At 62.2% G+C, this 17,324-nt stretch carries 22 protein-coding genes; 7 read left to right on the top strand and 15 right to left on the bottom strand.

The genetic code is table 11. The features are described 5' to 3' along the window. Nucleotides 1-8: 8 nt before the first annotated feature. Complete coding sequence (locus tag KCX59_RS00930) at nucleotides 9-632, top strand: Pr6Pr family membrane protein (RefSeq protein ID WP_179017434.1); 624 nt, start codon at nucleotides 9-11, stop codon at nucleotides 630-632. Between the two features lie 63 nt (nucleotides 633-695). Here KCX59_RS00930 and KCX59_RS00925 read toward each other — a convergent pair whose 3' ends face one another. Both KCX59_RS00925 and KCX59_RS00920 read right to left on the bottom strand, forming a co-directional pair. Then, a complete protein-coding gene (locus tag KCX59_RS00925) occupies nucleotides 696-1,685 on the bottom strand; it encodes a hypothetical protein (RefSeq protein WP_218649190.1) in 990 nt (329 codons plus the stop codon). Between the two features lie 2 nt (nucleotides 1,686-1,687). Further along, the gene (locus KCX59_RS00920) at nucleotides 1,688-2,179 is read right to left on the bottom strand and encodes an ImmA/IrrE family metallo-endopeptidase (protein WP_179017432.1); all 492 of its coding nucleotides are present in this window, start codon (nucleotides 2,177-2,179) and stop codon (nucleotides 1,688-1,690) included. A gap of 326 nt (nucleotides 2,180-2,505) precedes the next feature. Here KCX59_RS00920 and disA point away from each other — a divergent pair, with 326 nt between their 5' ends. Both disA and KCX59_RS00910 read left to right on the top strand, forming a co-directional pair. Further along, nucleotides 2,506-3,582 carry a DNA integrity scanning diadenylate cyclase DisA gene (disA, locus tag KCX59_RS00915; RefSeq protein WP_017197017.1) on the top strand — a complete coding sequence of 359 codons (1,077 nt, stop codon included), beginning with the start codon at nucleotides 2,506-2,508 and terminating at the stop codon, nucleotides 3,580-3,582. A 482-nt stretch (nucleotides 3,583-4,064) separates the two neighbouring features. After that, nucleotides 4,065-4,715, top strand: a complete 651-nt coding sequence (locus KCX59_RS00910; RefSeq protein WP_179017431.1) for a GNAT family N-acetyltransferase — start codon at nucleotides 4,065-4,067, stop codon at nucleotides 4,713-4,715. On the opposite strand, the gene KCX59_RS00905 is transcribed toward KCX59_RS00910, so the two are convergent. Next, a complete protein-coding gene (locus tag KCX59_RS00905; RefSeq protein WP_178994033.1) occupies nucleotides 4,712-5,440 on the bottom strand; it encodes a hypothetical protein in 729 nt (242 codons plus the stop codon). The two genes, KCX59_RS00910 and KCX59_RS00905, sit on opposite strands and share 4 nt — an antisense overlap. Before the next feature lie 135 nt (nucleotides 5,441-5,575). Here KCX59_RS00905 and KCX59_RS00900 point away from each other — a divergent pair, with 135 nt between their 5' ends. From KCX59_RS00900 to KCX59_RS00890, 3 genes are all read left to right on the top strand, one after another. Next, nucleotides 5,576-6,526: an A/G-specific adenine glycosylase gene (locus KCX59_RS00900; RefSeq protein ID WP_256871416.1), complete on the top strand. Its 951-nt coding sequence runs from the start codon at nucleotides 5,576-5,578 to the stop codon at nucleotides 6,524-6,526. Nucleotides 6,527-6,639: 113 nt separating this feature from the next. Beyond that, a complete protein-coding gene (locus KCX59_RS00895) occupies nucleotides 6,640-7,122 on the top strand; it encodes a hypothetical protein (RefSeq protein WP_179017430.1) in 483 nt (160 codons plus the stop codon). Between the two features lie 28 nt (nucleotides 7,123-7,150). After that, complete coding sequence (locus KCX59_RS00890; protein WP_179017429.1) at nucleotides 7,151-7,621, top strand: MepB family protein; 471 nt, start codon at nucleotides 7,151-7,153, stop codon at nucleotides 7,619-7,621. A 22-nt stretch (nucleotides 7,622-7,643) separates the two neighbouring features. Here the strand turns inward: KCX59_RS00890 and KCX59_RS00885 are convergent, their stop codons facing one another. Both KCX59_RS00885 and KCX59_RS00880 read right to left on the bottom strand, forming a co-directional pair. Beyond that, a complete protein-coding gene (locus tag KCX59_RS00885; RefSeq protein WP_434122571.1) occupies nucleotides 7,644-7,955 on the bottom strand; it encodes a helix-turn-helix transcriptional regulator in 312 nt (103 codons plus the stop codon). Then, the gene (locus KCX59_RS00880) at nucleotides 7,912-8,454 is read right to left on the bottom strand and encodes a DUF6597 domain-containing transcriptional factor (protein ID WP_256871414.1); all 543 of its coding nucleotides are present in this window, start codon (nucleotides 8,452-8,454) and stop codon (nucleotides 7,912-7,914) included. Before KCX59_RS00880 ends, KCX59_RS00885 begins: the two co-directional genes overlap by 44 nt. A gap of 77 nt (nucleotides 8,455-8,531) precedes the next feature. Here KCX59_RS00880 and KCX59_RS00875 point away from each other — a divergent pair, with 77 nt between their 5' ends. After that, on the top strand, nucleotides 8,532-9,044 hold the full coding sequence (locus KCX59_RS00875; RefSeq protein WP_179017428.1) for a VOC family protein: 513 nt from the start codon (nucleotides 8,532-8,534) through the stop codon (nucleotides 9,042-9,044). A 29-nt stretch (nucleotides 9,045-9,073) separates the two neighbouring features. On the opposite strand, the gene KCX59_RS00870 is transcribed toward KCX59_RS00875, so the two are convergent. From KCX59_RS00870 to KCX59_RS00825, 10 genes are all read right to left on the bottom strand, one after another. Beyond that, nucleotides 9,074-9,433: a VOC family protein gene (locus tag KCX59_RS00870; RefSeq protein WP_178994044.1), complete on the bottom strand. Its 360-nt coding sequence runs from the start codon at nucleotides 9,431-9,433 to the stop codon at nucleotides 9,074-9,076. A 3-nt stretch (nucleotides 9,434-9,436) separates the two neighbouring features. Further along, the gene (locus tag KCX59_RS00865; protein WP_089593223.1) at nucleotides 9,437-9,697 is read right to left on the bottom strand and encodes a DUF4235 domain-containing protein; all 261 of its coding nucleotides are present in this window, start codon (nucleotides 9,695-9,697) and stop codon (nucleotides 9,437-9,439) included. Between the two features lie 97 nt (nucleotides 9,698-9,794). Then, nucleotides 9,795-9,971 (bottom strand): CsbD family protein, encoded by a 177-nt coding sequence (locus KCX59_RS00860; RefSeq protein ID WP_035760998.1) that lies wholly within the window; start codon nucleotides 9,969-9,971, stop codon nucleotides 9,795-9,797. A gap of 90 nt (nucleotides 9,972-10,061) precedes the next feature. Then, nucleotides 10,062-10,754 carry a dihydroxyacetone kinase phosphoryl donor subunit DhaM gene (gene dhaM, locus KCX59_RS00855; protein WP_179017427.1) on the bottom strand — a complete coding sequence of 231 codons (693 nt, stop codon included), beginning with the start codon at nucleotides 10,752-10,754 and terminating at the stop codon, nucleotides 10,062-10,064. After that, entirely contained in the window at nucleotides 10,751-11,413 is a 663-nt protein-coding gene (gene dhaL, locus KCX59_RS00850; protein ID WP_179017426.1) for a dihydroxyacetone kinase subunit DhaL, read from the bottom strand. The genes dhaM and dhaL overlap by 4 nt, the downstream gene beginning before the upstream one ends. Nucleotides 11,414-11,415: 2 nt before the next feature. Further along, nucleotides 11,416-12,417, bottom strand: coding sequence for a dihydroxyacetone kinase subunit DhaK (gene dhaK, locus KCX59_RS00845; protein ID WP_179017425.1), 1,002 nt, complete (start codon nucleotides 12,415-12,417; stop codon nucleotides 11,416-11,418). A gap of 174 nt (nucleotides 12,418-12,591) precedes the next feature. Next, a complete protein-coding gene (locus KCX59_RS00840; protein WP_091467430.1) occupies nucleotides 12,592-12,780 on the bottom strand; it encodes a hypothetical protein in 189 nt (62 codons plus the stop codon). 14 nt (nucleotides 12,781-12,794) lie between these two features. Then, on the bottom strand, nucleotides 12,795-14,243 hold the full coding sequence (locus tag KCX59_RS00835; protein ID WP_179017424.1) for an FAD-binding oxidoreductase: 1,449 nt from the start codon (nucleotides 14,241-14,243) through the stop codon (nucleotides 12,795-12,797). 171 nt (nucleotides 14,244-14,414) lie between these two features. After that, the gene (locus KCX59_RS00830) at nucleotides 14,415-14,924 is read right to left on the bottom strand and encodes an amino-acid N-acetyltransferase (RefSeq protein ID WP_017197002.1); all 510 of its coding nucleotides are present in this window, start codon (nucleotides 14,922-14,924) and stop codon (nucleotides 14,415-14,417) included. A gap of 175 nt (nucleotides 14,925-15,099) precedes the next feature. Continuing rightward, on the bottom strand, nucleotides 15,100-17,196 hold the full coding sequence (locus KCX59_RS00825; RefSeq protein WP_179017423.1) for a S9 family peptidase: 2,097 nt from the start codon (nucleotides 17,194-17,196) through the stop codon (nucleotides 15,100-15,102). Nucleotides 17,197-17,324: the final 128 nt, after the last annotated feature.

The following is a 17,324-nucleotide window of genomic DNA, read 5'->3' as shown; positions in this document are numbered from 1 at the left end:
TGAGAGACATGACCAAACGGAATGTGCTTATCGGGGGACGCTTTTTCTTTGGCCTTCTGACCTTGGTGGCAGTGGGAACTCAGCTGACAGTTCATCTGGGCATGGGCTATGACCTCTGGAACTTCTTCAGCTACTTCACCAACCTGTCCAACATTTTCGCTGCCCTTGTGCTGCTGATCAGTGGCTATCGCGTTCTGATACGAAAGCGGCCCAGTGAAATGGATGATGTCACCCGAGGCACGGCCACCATCGCCATGGCCGTTGTGGGGCTGGTGTTTGGTGCACTACTGGCCGGTGAGGACCTCGGCTCCCTGCTCCCCTGGGTCAACTTCGTGGTCCACTACCTGATCCCCGTGGTGATGGTGGCGGACTGGTTGTTCCAACCGCCCAGGGCCACTCTCCGTCCCAAGCACATCTGGTACTGGCTGCTCTATCCCATCGGCTACTTGGTCTATAGCCTCATCCGCGGGGCATTCGTCAACTGGTACCCGTATTGGTTCATCGATCCCGCCCGTGCTGGTGGCTGGGGCGGCGTGGTGGTGTTTGCCGTAGCCATTTCCGTCGGCTTCCTCGTGGTGAGCCTGGCGATGCTGTGGCTGGGGAACAAGCTCAAGCGGCAGGTGGATTACTAGGCGATCTTCCACCACGGAGGGCGTCTGGCTATCACAAGAGCTGCGAAGGCCACAAACACGCCATCACCCCAGCGGTGGGCTCTCATTCAGAGAATCATCACCGAGCTCATCCGCGAACTCTTCAGATCCCTGCCGGGGCTCGGACGGAATATACGTAGCCAATGGGTCGACCGGCTCACTGGTGAAATGTGTATTGGCAGAATTCGGCAGGAAAAGCTTGAACGGCCATCCTTCGCTGCCGTAGCAGGCCTCACAAAGTGCGTTAATATCTTGCACAGTACTGCCACCAATACTGAACTTCTTGAAAGCATCGGTTATGGGTGAACCGTGGTTTAGGTCGATCGCGAATAGCGGGTAAGACTGGCCGCCCCAAACTCCCTTAAGCTCAACACCACCTAGCAAATCCACATCGTCCAGCCCGAAGTCCCCTCTGTCTCGGTTGGGAGTAAGACTTATGCACGCCATTGCGAATGCGACTTCCACCGACAATGTGAAGTAGCGGTCGGAGCACTTGCTAAGAACTCTGAAGCCCGTATCAATGCTCGGGCCAAAGTAATCGAACAAGTACTTGTCAGCCGACGCCTCGGAAACATCATCGCGAGTCCGAAGCGCCTCACGATTGAGCTCTACAACATCTTGGCCGGACGTTTCCGCTGTAGGGTCACGGGGGATGCTAGATTCGCTATCGGGCCCGGGAAAGGTGGCAATAAAGGCTCCACCTTTTGTTCCTAGCGATGTGTCGTCCAAGCTGTCGCGTTGATAGCCCTGCATAGCATCTATCCAGGTGCGAACGGCGCGATACACGTCCCGCTCATGAGCTACTTCACACGTGAAGATCAGTTCGTCGCCCACAGCCTTCCAGAGCTTGAAGACGAGGTCTTGCGAGGAAGTTCGGACCTGGGCGCTTGCGACCTCCTGCGGAAACTCCCGATAGAACTGGAGGAAGGTCTTTTGCCACGGGGCAGACTGGGTGGACTGCTGCTTAAATTGTGTTGAGCCTGTCAGATCGCATGAAAGAAAAAGCAGGGAACGACCCTGCGGGCCCGCCGTCACCCCTACAGACCCAAGACTTTGGCACGAACCGTCGCGGCGTCTGGTGAGACGTCAAAATTAACGGCTAGTTTCCACACGTCCCCGTCGAAACGCCGGTGGGCCGCAACGAATTCATCCCTTGGCATTAGCAGAGCGGATGCAAATACGTTCGCCTCTGTCTCAGCGCGGTTTCTGCTTCCGCGTTCGAACCCCCGCTCACCCTCTACGTGCGGGTAGAGGTAGTGCAAGAAGTAGTGGCCGAGTTCGTGCGCGAGTGTAAATCTGTCTCGGCGGGCCGAGGTCGAGTGGGGCAAATAAACCGTGAAATCCCCAATCGAACGCACGTGAAGCGACTCCGAATTTGTCGCATAACCAATCTGACCGCCCAGAGCTTCGACAAAACGATGCAAATCAGCTCGGCCTTTGTCGTCGTAGATGCCGTGGTGGCGGCCAACGCGCTCGGCGTATTCCAAAAGTGCGGTGTTGGATAGATTGGCCGCAGGTGTCTCAAACATGTGCTCCCCAATGGTTCGGCAATTGAATCACGACCCCCTGCTCTTCAATCATATAGTGCGAACACTGCCGCTCCCAATCGCCTATCCACAGCCGACGAGAAAGATTCGGTGATCAAACCGGTCCGCGACAGCTGTCACTCAGAACCACTTTCCAGGCAGCGCCGAACATAACGAAATGACCCACTTTGGGGCTTGCTGGTGCGGTTAACGGTGCCCGGAAGCCCTATCATTGTGCTTGTCGTCATGTGGGCATTTTTCGGAGAGCGCACTGACGCCCGATTCAGCTTGTCTGTGAGCCGTGGCTTGCACCTTCGAAGGGAAACCCTATGGCCCGGAGTCCGGAAGAGTCGCTCAAGGCGACCTTGGCCAGAGTCGCACCCGGAACTCCATTGCGTGATGGCCTGGAACGCATCCTCCGTGGACGCACAGGCGCCTTGATTGTGCTGGGCTACGATCGCACCATCGATTCCATCTGTTCGGGCGGATTCGACATCGGCATCGACTTCTCCCCAACACGCCTCCGTGAGTTGGCCAAGATGGATGGTGCCATCATTTGCGACAAGGACGCCAGCAACATTGTCCGGGCAGCCGTCCAGCTGGTCCCCGATTCAAGCATTGAAACCCAGGAATCCGGCACCAGGCACCGCACCGCCGAGCGCGTCGCGATCCAGACCGGCGTTCCCGTCATTTCCGTCAGCCAGTCCATGCAAATCATCGCGCTCTACGTGAACGGCCTGCGCCACGTCCTGGAGGGCTCCGAAAAGGTCCTCGCCCGCGCCAACCAGGCCCTCGCAACCCTGGAGCGGTACAGCGCCCGCTTGGACCAGGTCACCAGCTCTCTTTCTGCCCTGGAAATCGAGGCACTGGTTACCGTTCGGGACGTCGCGGTCACGCTGCAGCGCCAGGAAATGGTCCGCCGCATCTCCGAGGAAATCGCCCAGTACGTCCTGGAACTGGGTGAAGACGGCCGCCTGCTGTCCCTCCAGGTTGAAGAACTCACCGTGGGTCGCGGCCCGGGCAGCGATGTCATCATCCGGGACTACTCCGATCCCAACGCTACGCCCGAGGAAATTGAGGAAGCCGTCCAGGCCCTCCTCAATCTGGGCCCCACCGAACTGATCGACCTCAGCCGGATTGCCCACATCATCGGCTTCGCCGGTGGTGTGGAGCAGCTGGACGCCGTTGTGCAGCCGCGGGGCTACAGGCTACTGTCCGGCTTGAAGTCCGTGCCGAAGGCCGTAGCAGACCGTTTGGTGGACTACTTCGGCGGGCTCCAAAACCTCATGGCAGCAACGATCGACGACCTCATGACCGTGGACGGCATCGGCGATCAACGCGCCCGCACAGTCCGCGAGGGCTTGAGCCGCATGGCCGAGGCGAGCCTCCTGGACCGCTTCCTCTAAACCGTCCTAGAATAGGTCGGGTCGGACTCAGCCGATGCTTTTGTTCCTTCCCCAGAAATCAGTTCTGCCCGCAGCGTTTTGTCGGGCTTAAAGATCACGCCCTCCGGGGCGGTTTCAGGGGTAAACCAGTATGGACTTCTACGCTTCCGACGCCTTCCTCACTGCACTTGCGCATGATTTTTATCGGGCGAAAACCGTTGAGTTAAAAACGTACGGGGTCCAGGGAAGCAAAGCGCACGTCCGGCTTGCCGAGATCAATGGGAAAAGGGCGGTCCACAGCGGGCCCTTCTACGACTACGTGAAGCCCGTCCCCCGGCGGCGAAGACACCGTTCCACCGTCCGGAACACTGCGCTACCTTCCCAAAATGGTGACCTCTGTTATCGAACTGCCGGATGAGGATCCCACCTCAGTGGTTCCCGCGACCCCCTTGGACCCGGCTCCGCTGGTCATGTGGGGAAAATTCGAAACGTGGGACGCGTACTTGGCCCTCATCCGCAAACGGAGCAAAAGCTTACTGAGAACCCAACGGCAGCGGCTCAGGAAGCTGACCGAGCAGTTTGGTGAGCCTGAGTTCGTTTTTGATAATACGGATGCCGCAGCTTTCAATACCTGCATCGAATGGAAGATTCAGCAGTACAGGGGCGGACACGAGACACTGGAAAGTGCCGCGTCCGTGGCCATGCTCCGGCGGCTCTTTGAGGACCGCCGCCTGATCCTGTCCACGCTGAAAGTGGCTGATGAATACGTCGCATTTCATGCCGGCTTTATCTGGGAGGACGAATACTTAGCACTCATTCCCGCCTACAGCCCGGCCTTCGCAAAGCACGGAATCGGCAAAGAGATGCTTTTGCGCGTGATGAAGCACAGCTTTGATGTTGGCCACAAGAGTTTCGATTTCCTGCAGGGCGCCGAGACCTACAAATGGGAATTCGCCACCCACGTCCAGATCATTGAGAGCCAGGGCACCCCGCCAGTCATCAACCGCCTGAAAACCACAGCGGAGAGAACCGTGAAGCAGGGACTGGTTGCAATGTCGCCGGAGCTTTTCTACCAGATCAAACGTCTGCTTCTGCAAGGTCGCCGCGTAGTTGCTAACATCCGCGGCACCGGCCGGAGACCCGACAAGGCTTAGTTCAGCTGGAAGGCAACTTTGGCACTGGATTTGTTCCCAAGGCGCGCTTCAAACGTGTAGTAGGCCCCTCCAGCGCCCGGCTTGGCGGTGATCGCGGCACAGCCTTCAAGCGTGCGGTTGCGTTGCCACGGGAAGTTTGCGGTCTCGCTCTTGCCGGGTTGGATGGTCTTGATAAGGTCTTCGCCGCCCGTCTGACAGTCCTTTGACGAGAAGATCCGGTCCGATCCGCTCATCAGCAGGTACTCCATTTGGGAGGTGCCCACGTTGACCTCGCACGGGGCGGTGCCGCCGTTGGTGATGGTCATGGTCAGCAGCGGCTTTTCCTCCGGGCCGTAAGCGGGCTTGTCGGTCTTGGCGGCAACGGTCATCAGGTTGAAATCGCAGACAGGCGTTGGCGAGGCCGAAGGCGAAGGCGCCGCTGATCCTGTCGGCACAGTCCCCTGCGTCGGCGCCGTTAATACGTCCGGCGTGCTGACTGCCTGCGGTTCAGGGTTCCCGGCGAGCGCACCCGTGAGCGCCACGACTCCGCCAACGATCAGTGCGATAACCAGCAGCAGGGCGCCAAAAACCACCTGCCGACGACGGCGATACACGGCAGGGCTCGGTCGGCGCCTATTCGCCGGGGCACTTTTGCCCGGCGTACCGGCGCGGGATGAGCCACGGGCAGCACCCTTCGCCGGCGCTGATGTGCGCGCGGTCGACTGCTGCTTACCCTTGTTGGCCATGGTTCTAGGCTAGGCTCGCGGTCGCGTGGGCACCTAACCTCCACGCCGCAGGGGTCCAATCCCGGCCTGTGTGACGTCGGCCATGAGCACGGCCAAGGGTGGCGGCCCCGGGATTCCACTACAGTGGATGGCAGCATGACACTTCCCGATTCAGGCCAGCTGGCAGGCCTCCACCAAGCCCTTGATCAGTGGTTCGCCGAGACCGCCCGCGACCTTCCGTGGCGCGAGCCCGATTGCAGCCCATGGGGCATCCTGGTCAGCGAAGTGATGCTCCAACAGACACCCGTTGTGCGGGTGCTTCCCGTGTGGCTGGACTGGATGGAACGCTGGCCCACACCCGCCCACCTTGCCGACGAGCCATCTGGCGCTGGCGTCCGTCATTGGGGCCGCCTCGGATATCCACGCCGCGCCTTGCGACTGCACGCGGCGGCCGTCGCCATCCGCGAGCAGCATGGCGGCAACGTTCCTGACACGTATACCGAACTGCTGGGGCTGCCGGGCGTCGGCAGTTACACCGCCGCCGCCGTCGCCTCCTTTGCTTTCGGCCGCCGCGAAACCGTAGTGGACACCAACATCCGGCGCGTCCACGCGCGGCTTATCTCCGGAAGTGCGCTCCCCGCTCCTGCCTTGACCGCCGGGGAGATGCGGCTGGCTGACGCCCTCCTGCCCGATGACCGGGAGTTATCCGTGCGGTGGAACGCGTCCGTCATGGAACTCGGCGCCATGGTCTGCACCGCCCGCAGCCCCAAGTGCGCTGACTGTCCTGTTCGCTCCAGTTGCGCCTGGCTCGCGGCCGGTGAGCCGCCGCCGTCGTACGTCCCGAAGGGTCAGTCCTGGCGCGGCACGGACCGCCAAGTACGCGGCGCCGTGATGGCCGTCCTCCGTGAAGCTGTCACGCCCGTACCCCGGGAGATGTTCGAGCAAGCGCCGGCAGACCTGGGGTTCGCGCCGTCCGGCGTCGGAATCCCACTCGCCGCACTGCACCGGCTCAACTCGGCGCCCGAGCAGCTGGAGCGGGCACTTGCGGGCCTGTTGGTGGACGGTTTGGCGGAAATGCACGACGGCGGTCTGCGGCTTCCGGCATAGCGTTCGTCCGCTGCGGTATCAGTTCGGCCACGGGACTGGGCGACGAGTAACGATGCAGCTGCCTCTTTGGCAGACGCTGGAGACAGTTGCTGCGCCCCGTCCTACTCTGAAGCATGGGCAGAATCGGATTGGCTTTGACCCTTGCCGGAACCGCAGCACTGCTTCCCGGTTGCTTCGCCGAACCTGTGGCCTGCCCGGCGATCGGGCACGTAGCCGGTGTTTCCCTGTCCGTCGCCGCCGACTATGCGGACGACGTTGCATCGTTACGGTTGAAGGCCTGCCAGGACGGAATCTGCACGGAAAAAGACCTCATGCTGAACCCAGGGGCGACAGCCGTGGACCAAGGCTGCACTCCGGATGGCGTGTGCTCAGCGACGTCGTCGCCCGACGGGACTCTTCAGGGTTTTCTTGAGCTGCCCGCCCTCAGTGAAAGCCCCCTCCAGGCGACCGTGACCGGCACTTCCCCCGCTGGAATTGCGTTGCCGCTCCGCACACTGACCTTCACGCCTACGGGCGACTACCCCTATGGCGAGCAGTGCGGGCGGGTGATTTCTGCGGCCCTGACGCTGGATGAAGAGGGTCTGCGACAGCGGTAGGGCTAGGGCCGCGTCCTAAGATGGGAGCGTGCCTGATCATGATGTCCACCCCGACGTGTCCGAAGCGTTGAAGGCTCTGGGTCAGTCCGTCTCGTGGGACTCCTTGCCAGTGCCGGAGGCCGACAATCAGGAGTATGGCGCCGCCGTCGCCAGCCTCGGGCCGGAACGGATCCGGTTCCGCGTTGGCAAGCTCACCCCAACGAAAGTGGGCCTCTTCGTTGCGGTGTGGCGCCGCGCCCAAGACGGATCCACAGAACCCTTCCCCGTAGAAGACGGCATCGGGCGATTGGTGGTGACAGTACGGGAAGGAGGCAACATGGGCCATTTCGCCTTTCCCACGTCGGCGCTGATCCAGCACGGGATCGTCTCGGTGAAAGGCGTCGGTGGAAAGCGCGGCTTCCGGGTTTATCCGCCATGGTCGGAAGTGACCAACCGGCAGGCCATAAGGACCCAGCAATGGCAGTGCGAATATTTCAGTCTGAACACACCAGCGAACTGAGCGGACCAGCTTCTCGTCGAGGCTAGCCCCGCTTCTCCTCAACCGATTTCCGGTAGGAACTCGGCGTGAACCCCAGGTACTTCCGGAAGTCGTTCGTCAGGTGCGCATGGTCGGCGTAGCCAAGTTCGGCGGCGATCGCGGCAAGGTCCGCCGTTGGGTCGGACCGGGTACGCTCGGCGGCATCCTGCAATCTTCGACGCCGGATCAGGGCTGAAGGGCTCAGCCCGACGTACTTTCCGGCGATTCTTTGCAGTGTTCTGGGTGAGACCGCCAGGGAAGCAGCCACGTCCTCAAGCAGGAGCACGTCCGGCTCGGAAGCAATCACCTCCATCATGCGGTTCGCGAGCATGGCCTCCTCTGAAGCAACAAAATCCAAGGAAACCAGCCACGCAACAAAGGCTTCCACGGCCCCCCCCGCGGCGAGCGCCGCCGTCGTGCGTGTCACCGGAAGGCGGGGTCATGGCTGCCGACACGGCCCCGTGGAGGTCCGCCAGCGCCAGAACGATTTCCTGATCGCGGAGAGCTCCCGGATTGTCGGTGAACAGCGGCACCGCTGCCGGGCGGAGAAGTGCGCCAACAGCCCAACCTTGGCCAGTCAGGTCGCGGTAAGCCGCCCGGGTAGTGGGCCCGGAGAATTCGACGACGTCGCCTTGCACCACCAGATTGGACGTGGGGTAGGCGATGACGTGCTGCCGGGATGACCGGCCGGGCTCGATGTTCCACTCCGGAATCCAGAACCATTGCACCAGGTCAGCTACGGAAGCCGGGACCGGGAAGCGATGGAAGGTGGGCAGTCTTGCCGGATAGAGGATGCCCTTGAACGAATCCTCCATTGGACCTTTCCCAAGCGCATCAAAGCTGTCGCAAATCTCCAAGCGCTAGCTGGCAGAAGGCCCGTAGCGTCATAACCATGACAGATACTACAAGCACAGAGTCCACCACGGCAGCCCATGGCGAATACACCACCCATGGCATCCCGAACGGTCTGACCAGCCTCACGCCGTTCCTTGCGGTGCCCAACGCCAAGGAAGCCATCGCGTTCTACCGTGACGTGTTTGGAGCCCGGGTTGTAGGCGAAACCGAAATGGGAGGGATCGTGGTCCACGCCGAACTCGATTTCGGCAACGGCCACCTCCAACTGGGCGAGCCCAACCCGGAATTCCACTTGGTCCCGGCGCCGAGCGGGGAAGACGACTGCTATTCCCTCGGCCTCTATTGCCAGGACGCAGACGGACTCGTCAGGAAAACAGAGCAAGCAGGAGCCACCATACGTGAGCCGCTGTCCACCTTCGTCTCAGGTGACCGCTACGCCAGCATCCGTGATCCGTTCGGCGTTCGCTGGTCCATCATGACGCGCGTCGAGGACTTGTCCGAGGATGAGAGCAATCGCCGCGTTGACGAGTGGGCCGCGCGGCAGGGCTAAGACACCGGAGACCTAAACCCCGGGAGACCTTAGCTCAGGCAGAGGCAGAACGGGTGCCCCGCCGGATCAAGGAACACCCTGAACGTCTCTCCAGGCTGATGGTCGGCCTTGGTCGCTCCCAAGGAAAGTGCAACTTCCTCGCCCTTGTCCAGGTCCTCCACCACCATGTCGAGGTGCATTTGCTGCGGGATGGTCTGTCCGGGCCATTTTGGCGCTTGGTACACCTCCACTTGCTGGAAGGAGATGCAGTTGCTGCCGTCGCTGGGTCGGATGTCGAACCAGTCGCCCTTGTCCTCGATTTCCCACCCAAAAAGCTCGCCGTAGAAGGCGGCCAGTACGGCAGCATCGGGACAATCGATGACGACACTCGGGAATTTAGCTATAGCCATCTGTTAAACCTCGTCAGCCGTCTTCTTCATGCGGGCCAGGGCGCTCTTGGTGCCCCGCTGGGTGAGAACGTGAACTACTGCTGCGACGGCAGCCGAGACAACCGCGAAGACCAGCACACCGGGGAGTGAGTCATTGAGGTCCGTGCTGTCCTTGGGGGCAGGCTTGCCGGTCTTCTTCTCCCAGAGGCCCTCCAGCGTCTTGTTTGCGAGCGCGCCGGCGCCGAGGCCAATTGCCAGGCCGAAAATTTTCACCAGTATGTTCAACGAAGTTCCTCCATCAGATAGCGCGCCGCCGAGCGACGCCTCACAAGGGTCAAAACAAGGCAGGGCCGCTGCAATTGCAGCGGCCCTGCCTGGATTCTTAGTCCTTCTTGAAAGCGTCTTTAAGCTTCTCGCCGGCGCCCTTGAGGTCGGCCTTCGTCTGGTCGCCCTTGCCTTCGGCTTCCAGTCGCTCGTTGTCCGTCAGCTTTCCGGCGGCTTCCTTAGCCTTGCCACCGAGCTTCTCGCCAGCGTTCTCCATCTTGTCGTCAGCACCCATGTGTCGCACCTCTTCCTTGTAGTGAACCTGTACCTCTACAACATCACTAATCAGTGTACTTAGCAATATTTGAGAGAAAATCTCCCTGAACTAGAGCTCCCCGAACCCTTCCTCCACAAGCCGCCCCACGTATTCAACCGCCTTCAACGAATCCTTGCCGCGGGCTTCGACCCGCAGGGTGGAACCCTTACCCGCAGCGAGCGCCATCAGCGCCATGATGGACATCCCGTCGACGCCGTTGACCGTCACCTCCGCGTCCAGCCCGGACAGGCCTCCGGCGATTTTCGCGGCAGGCCGTGCATGCATTCCGAGGGGGTTGATGACCTGGAAGTCGCCGCTTGCGTCTGGTTCATCCTTGGCGTCGGGGATCTCGGGACCCCCCACGCCTGCGGGCATGTTGCCAAAAGCCACAGCCTCTGCCGCTCTGCGAACATCCTCGACGCCGGCACCTCCTTGCGCGGCGACGGCTGCGGCCACGAGCCCCTCAACCAGCGGCGCATCAGCAAGGAGCACAGCGTCCGGATCGCTGGCGAACTCCACCGCCGACTCCGCTGTCATCACGGCCGAACCCAGATCGGTCAGCACTACCACGCCATCGCCGCCGGAATCCACCAGGGACTGTTCGACGGCGGCAAGCACCTTCTCAAGGCTGGTTCCGATGCGCTGGTCGTCGGTTCCTCCGGCGGCAACCAGTTCGACGTCGGGAGCCATCTGCGCGGCAAGTTCCACCGCTCCCTCAGCGATCTTGCTGCTGTGCGATACAACCACTATCCCCACTGTCATACGGCGTCGGTTCCCGTGTCACCGGTGGAGCCTGCAGCTGCAGCTGCGGCCGCGCGAAGGAGCAGAGCGGTTGAAGCGGCGCCAGGGTCGCGATGCCCTGCGCTGCGCTCCCCCAGATAGCTGGCCCGGCCTTTGCGTGCCACCAACGGATCCGTGGCCATGGCCCCTGTTTCGGCAGCTTCCGCGGCCGCTTCCAACACGCCAACGGGGTCAGAGCCGCCCGTTGCGGCCATTTGGGCCGCTTCAACCGCCGGCGTCCAAGCGTCGATCATCGTCTTATCCCCGAGCTCGGCTTTACCTCTGGCCACCACCCCATCCCGGGCGGCTGCGAGGGCCGAAGCCAGCGCCTCTGCATCAATATCGCTGATGTCCCCCAAAGAGGTAGCGGCCCGCAGATACGCTGTGCCGTAGAGCGGTCCCGCAGCCCCACCCACCTTGGACATGAGCGCCATCGCCGCAGCTTTCAATGCTGCTCCCGGAGTTTCAGGCGGGGTCTCATCGAGCTTCTGCAGCACGGCTTGAAAACCTCGGTCCATGTTCTCGCCGTGGTCCGAGTCGCCAATGGCACGGTCCAACTCAATCAGTTCCACCCGGTGCTCGGCCATTGCTTTTGCGGAGAGCTTCAGCCAATCAACAGCCCAATCAACATCCAACCCCATGCTCACGCTCCCCACCGCAGGGCAGCCGTGTGGACGGGAGCGTCCCAGAGCCTGGTCATCTCCTCATCGAGGCGCAGCACCGACACTGAGCATCCCTGCATCTCCAGGGACGTCACGTAGTTCCCCACCAGGGAGCGCTCCACGGTGACGCCACGCTCGGCGAGGACCTGGGCCGCCCGCCGGTACACGATGTACAGCTCGCTTTGAGGGGTCCCGCCCATGCCGTTGACGAACAGCAGCACCTTGTCCCCGGATGCGAGGGCAAGGTCCTCAAGGACAGGCTCCAAGAGGCGGTCCGTGATGGCGTCAGCGTTTTCCATTGCGATCTTGTGCCGGCCAGGCTCACCGTGGATGCCGATGCCAATCTCGATCTCATCTTCCGCGAGCTCAAAGCTCGGCGTCCCGGCGTGCGGAACCGTGCAGCCGGACAGGGCCACACCCATGGTCCGCACATTGGCCACCACGCGCTCGGCGATGGCCGTGACCGCGTCAAGATCGTCGCCACGCTGGGCGGATGCACCTGCGATCTTTTCCACAAGGACAGTTCCGCCAACTCCGCGCCGGCCAGCCGTGTACAGCGAATCCTCCACCGCGACGTCGTCGTTCACCAGCACCGAACGTACGTGAACGCCTTCGGCTTGAGCCATTTCGGCGGCGGTTTCGAAGTTCAGGACATCGCCAGTGTAGTTTTTCACGATATGGACGACGCCGGCGCCTGAGTCCACCGCCACGGTCGCGGGGATGATTTGGTCGGGTGTAGGCGAGGTGAAGACTGCGCCGGGGACTGCCGCGTCCAGCATGCCGAGGCCCACGAAGCCCGCATGCAGTGGCTCGTGGCCGCTGCCTCCGCCGGAAATCAGGGCGACTTTGCCCGCTACAGGAGCACCTTTCCGGATGACGTATTTGGGCTCGGGATGGACGTCCACGATGTCGGCATGGGCCATGCCGAAACCTTCAACGGACTCGTCCACCACGGCGCGTGGATCATTGATGAGCTTTTTCATGTGATGCTCCTGGGCGTGCTGTGGCTGGTGCTCCGACCCTACTACCGGCGGCTGGGGCCACGGTAGGCCTAGCGGCCTTGCCTGTGCATAAATAGCTGTGCCGGCGCCTAAGAACGGTGCCCACTGCTTAAAAGCGGAAGGGACAGCCCCCAATGACTGTCCCTTTCGGATCCGCTAATCCTCGGCGGCTTGTGTTGTCACCACCTCGGACTCATTCCGGGCCCGGTACTCCGGCCAGAAGGCCGAGTACAGATCCGGGTTCGAGTGCCCCGCGTCCTGCCATGAGGCTTCGTGCGGCCATGACCCGTGGGGAATGTCGATCTGAAAAGCGGAGAAATCCGGGAACGTGACCCTATGGTCCATTGTCCGCATCCCCTTCAGCTGTTCAGGACGGCGTCGCCGCCGGCGGTGACGACGTCCTCGAGCAGCACGGTCTGATCAATGACCGGAAGCCCCACAACGTGCCCGAAACTGAACATGTTCTTCGGATCAAGCTCCGCTTTGGCCTTCCTCAGCCGTTCGCGGACTGTCGGGCCCCAGGCCCGCTCCCGGTCCTCAGCGTCAACAAAGTGGCCGTGCAGGTTCACGAAAGTCCCGCCATTGGAGGCGTCGCGCAGGTCCTCACGAACGGCGTCGAACACTACCGGAAGCAGCTCCGCCAGCGGCGGGACCGCCATGCCTGCCATGAAGAAGCTGAACGCGGCATCGCGGGCGCCAACGGTGTCCTCGCCTTCGGCGCTCTTGGCCAAGGCGCCGCCGAGCAGCCGCAGCTCAGCCATCAACACGGGACTTTCGACGCCGGGGCCGAAGTGCCGCAGGATGGCCTCTTTTGCTCCACTGTCCAAACGGTCCAACAGGAAGCCCCGCTCGCGCACGGGCACGGGCTGGTCCGGGTCCTGATGGATCATGTCGAACTGTGTGGCATCCAATGGACCGGTCCCGTCCATCATGAAAGGCGCACTCTGGCGCATCGGCTCCAGCAACTGCGAGGCCACCGCCGCGTCACCCTGGTAGGCGTAACGAAGATGAACGACGAACTTACCGCGCAGCGGCTCGGGAACGATGTCCATGTCCGGCAACCGCAGGAAAGCCAACGACGCCGATGCCTCCTGGGGGAGCGAGGTCACCCAATCGCTGAACTGCTCGAGGACCGCAGCGGCATGCTCGCCGTCGTAATACAGCCCGCCGGCAAAGAGGTCCGATCCCGGGAAGAGGTGGAATTCCATGGCAGTGACGATGCCCAGGTTCCCCTTGCCGCCCCGGAGGAGGTAGAACAGCTCCGAGTTCTCGTCCTTGGTCACCCGGCGCTGCGTGCCGTCGGCGGTGACGAGCTCGAAAGCAATCACGTGGTCTGAAGCGAAGCCGTATTTGCGCCCCAGGATGGGCAGGCCGCCGCCCAAGGTGTAGCCCACCACTCCGACGTCGGTGGTGGAACCGCAGAGCCCCATCAAGCCGAAGGTAGCGGCGAGATCCACCACGGCCTTCCAGCGGACGCCCGCACCGACACGGGCCGTCTTCTCGATGGGATCGATGCTGAGTTCCAGCATTCGTCGGGTGCTGATGAGCAGGCCGCCTTCAATGGCGTTGGTGGCACCATGTCCGGTGGATTGGACGGCGACGGGCATTCCCCGCTCTGCCGCCCAGCGAATAGCCGTGGAAACGTCCTCTGCATCGAGGGCGCCGCAGGCCAGATCAGGTTGATGTTGTGTAGAGAGGTTGAAGGCCGCTACTTCGGGAGCAAAGCCCGGATCGGCAGGCGTGAACACGGGACCGCGCACGCTGAGTTGGAGTTCTGAAACATCTGAAAAGGACGCGTGGGACTGCATGATCTTCTCTCAATTGACCGATGTGGTGGAAGCTTCCCCAGCAAGCCTAGACCAGTTTATCCATCAACTGGATATAAGAGAAGAGCTAATAAATCACTCATAATCGGGCAGGGTTGATCGACCCGCCGTGTGGGCGCAGCATCAGGAGCGCGAGAGTGCTATCCGAGGGCGCTAAAGCTGCTTGATCATGCGGGTGTTGCCCAGAGTATTGGGCTTCACGCGAGCAAGATCCAGGAACTCCGCCACGCCTTCGTCATGCGAGCGCAGCAGCTCGGAGTACACCTGAGGATCCACCGCAGACTGGTCCGCCATGACTTCGAACCCGTGGCGCTTGAAGAAGTCCACCTCAAAAGTCAGGCAAAACACGCGGCTCACGCCAAGGGCCCGGGCTTCCTCCAGCAGGTTCTCCACCAAGACGTGACCCACACCCCGCCCACGCCAGGAGTCAGCCGCGGCAAGGGTGCGGATCTCTGCAAGGTCCTCCCACATCACATGGAGGGCCCCACAGCCAATGACTTCACCCTCATCAGACTCGGCGATCCGGAATTCCTGGAGGCTCTCGTAGTACGCCACCGTCTCCTTGGCCATGAGAATCCGTTCCTCGGCCAGGGGCGCCACAAGCCTCTTGATGGCCGCCACATCACTGGTGCGGGCAGGGCGAAGGCTAAAGGTCGAATTCACTCCCCCATCCTAGCGAGGCACACAGCTGCCAGGCGCCCCGTTACTTACACCCGGACGTGAGCGAGTCCCACCCGCGAGGCGCTGGACCTGAGACTTTTGCATAGCGTGCGTCTAAGCGAGGAACGAGCGAGCACGCGGCAAATGACCCAGGACCAGCGCCGGACTAAGCAACGGACTACAACCCCAGCTCCTCCGGCAAAGCAACTTCCTCGCCCAGCACCTGCTTTGCCAGGAAGTGTTCCACTACGCCGTACCAAACCTTCGCGTGCTGCGGCTGCAGGACCCAGTGGTTCTCGTCCGGGAAGTACAGGAAGCGGTGCGGGCTCTGGCCGTTGTCGTCGGCGGGCAGCTGCGATGAGGACAGGAGTTCATACCAGAGGCGCAGTCCTTCGCCGATGGGTACGCGGTAGTCCTTGTCTCCGTGGATGACGAGCATAGGCGTCTTGATGTTGCCCACGTTCAGGTGCGGCGAGTTCTCCATCGCCATTTCCACGGTCATTTCCTTGAGCCAGTACTGCGCCGCGTCGGTGGTGGGGCCGAACTGGTCCAGCGCCCAGAGGCTTGCGTGGGTGACGATCGCCTTGAAGCGGTCAGTTTGCCCGGCAACCCAGTTGGCCATATAGCCGCCGAAGGATCCACCCATGGCCGCGGTCCGCGATTCGTCGATGTCCGGCCGGGCAACCACTGCGTCCGTGATGGTCATGAGGTCGGTGAAGGGCTTCTTTCCCCATTCGCCCCAACCGCGCTGGATGAATTCCTGCCCGTACCCGGTGGAGAGGGCAGGATCAGGCAGGAGAACGGCGTAGCCCTTGGCCACGAGCAACCACGGGTTCCAGCGCCATGTCCAGGCATTCCAGGAGTTCAGCGGTCCTCCGTGGATCCAAAGCAACAGCGGTGCCGGATTGCCCGCAGAGGCACCTTCCGGGAGCGCCAAGTACGCCGGTACGCGCGAGCCATCTTCGGCCGTCGTTTCCACGCGTTCAAGGCGACCCCTGTAGAGGGGTCGCTCCGCCGGCGCCTGCAACCGGACCACTTCGCCGGTGGCGAGGTTGATCCGAACGGCTTCTGCAGGGAATTCGTACGAGCTTCGAAGCGCATACGCCGTGGTCCCGTCCGGAGAAACCACGACGTCGGCATAGGCGGCAGCATCCGGCGTCACCCGGGTGACAGCACCGTCCGCGACGTCGATCCGGAAAAGCGGCCCCGCGCCGTCGTCGTCCGCTGCTACCAGGACCGCAGTGCCGTCCGGGAGCCATGCGAGGGGCGTAGCCCAACGGTCCCACTGGTGCGCGAGTGGCTCAAGATCCGCGGTCTCGCCGCCGCTGACGTCCACCAGGTGCAATTTCACGTGGGGAGCCTGCGTGGGCGTCGTGTCGCTCTCGCTCTGGACTACCAGGGTCCGATTGTCAGGACTGACCGGTCCGGGGAAGTAGCTCATGCCTTCGTGGTCGAGCAGCACCTTAACGGTCCCGGTGGCGACGTCGACGGCGGCGAGCACCTCACGACTGTCAGCCTTCGCCAGCGCCTTGGTCATGCTGGTGTAGATGGTCTTGCCGTCCGGGCTCACCACTGTTTTGGCTTCGCGCAGCGAACTCCCGACGCCGGCCGTCAGGTTCCGGAGTTGGAGCGGCGCTGATGCATCCACTGTGGAGGGTTTGCCGGGCTCTTCTTCCGCACCTTGCTCCACGGCGAAGAGCCGCGGCTCGGCCGGGCCAAGGTCGGCATCCCAGTACCGGACCGGATAGCCGCTGTGCAAGATGGCCGAGACCTTGTTGTCCTTGCGTGCCTTGCGGCGTTCCTCGTCGTTCGCTTCGTCGGCAGATCCGGCCAGGACCTCGGCGTTGACGAAGGTGACGTCCGCATTCTTGGCGGCCATCACTGAAGCGATGCCGCCTGCACGTGAGTGCACCACACGCGCCTCTCCCCCGTCGGCGGGCAGCAGCCACAGTGCATTGACGGGGTCGGCGTCAGGGCTCTCCGGATCAGGGCGCGCCGATGTGAAGTAGAGGTCGCCGTTGGCAGCAAAGACCGCACCTGCTTCGCCCTTGGAGCTGCGGGTAATGCGGCGGGCGTGTTTCCGGCCACTGGGGTCGAGTTCCCAGAGTGCGGTGGCGAACTCAGTTCCCTGGGCGTTCAGCGTCGTCACAGTGGTGACCAGGCGCTTGCCATCCGGGCTGAGCGTGAGGCCGCCAACCCGAGGGATGGCGAGGTAATGGTCGATGTCGTGAAACGGGGTTTCGGGCTGCCCGCCCCGGGTGTCAGCAGAGTCCATGTTCCGATTCAACACGGATTGTGCCACCGATCACAGCGTGGTTCACTCACAGTGAAACAGTACTTTCACATATTCACCCAAGTAAGTCGCAGCAGAGCGCGTTTTGAGTGCTCAAAACGCGCCCTGCT

The sequence above is a fragment of the Paenarthrobacter nitroguajacolicus genome (assembly GCF_051027655.1).
Taxonomy (GTDB): domain Bacteria; phylum Actinomycetota; class Actinomycetes; order Actinomycetales; family Micrococcaceae; genus Arthrobacter; species Arthrobacter nitroguajacolicus.
Note: the sequence above shows the minus strand (reverse complement) of the source record. Positions and strands in the feature narration are given on the sequence as shown.